At 76.0% G+C, this 751-nt stretch carries 1 protein-coding gene; it reads left to right on the forward strand.

What is annotated here, in order from left to right; genetic code table 11:
* A partial coding sequence (locus P1P75_RS41775; protein WP_319265324.1) for a pyridoxal-dependent decarboxylase occupies positions 1-751 on the forward strand: 751 nt, incomplete at both ends.

Genomic DNA, 751 nt, shown 5'->3' on the forward strand with positions numbered 1-751 from the left:
CCATGGACCCCCTCGCCCTCGACGAGGCCCTCGCCCGCCACCCCGGCCCGCTCCTCGTCGCGGCCACCGCCGGCACCACCGACGCCGGGCTCATCGACCCCCTCCCCGACATCGCCGCCCGCTGCTCGGCCCACGGCGCCCGGCTGCACATCGACGCCGCCTACGGAGGCGGCCTTCTGTTCAGCGACCGCCACCGACCCCGGCTCACCGGACTCGACGCCGCCCACACCATCACCCTCGACCTGCACAAACTCGGCTGGCAGCCGGCCGCCGCCGGCCTCCTCGCCGTCCGCGACACAGCCGACCTCGGCGCCCTGCACCAGCGCGCCGACTACCTCAACGCCGACGACGACACCGAGGCCGGCCTCCCCGACCTCCTCGGCCGCTCCCTGCGCACCACCCGCCGCCCCGACATCCTCAAGATCGCCGTCACCCTCAAGACCCTCGGCCGCACCGGCCTCGGCGCCCTCGTCGACGAGGTCTGCGCCCGCGCCCAGGACTTCGCCGCCCTGGTCGCCGCGGACCCCGCCTTCGAGCTGTACGACACCCCCACCCTCAGCACCGTCCTCTTCCGCCCCACCGGCGCCACCGACGAGGCCGTCGCCGGGACACGCCGCCGCCTGCTCACCGAAGGCCGCGCCGTCCTCGGCCGGGCCCGCCCCGACGGCCGCCTCTGGCTCAAAGCCACCCTCCTCAACCCCCACACCCGGCCCGACGACCTGGCCCCCCCCCCCGCTCCTTACAACAAACC

The organism is Streptomyces sp. ID05-39B (genome assembly GCF_033794725.1).
In the GTDB taxonomy this organism is placed as follows: Bacteria; Actinomycetota; Actinomycetes; order Streptomycetales; family Streptomycetaceae; genus Streptomyces; species Streptomyces bobili.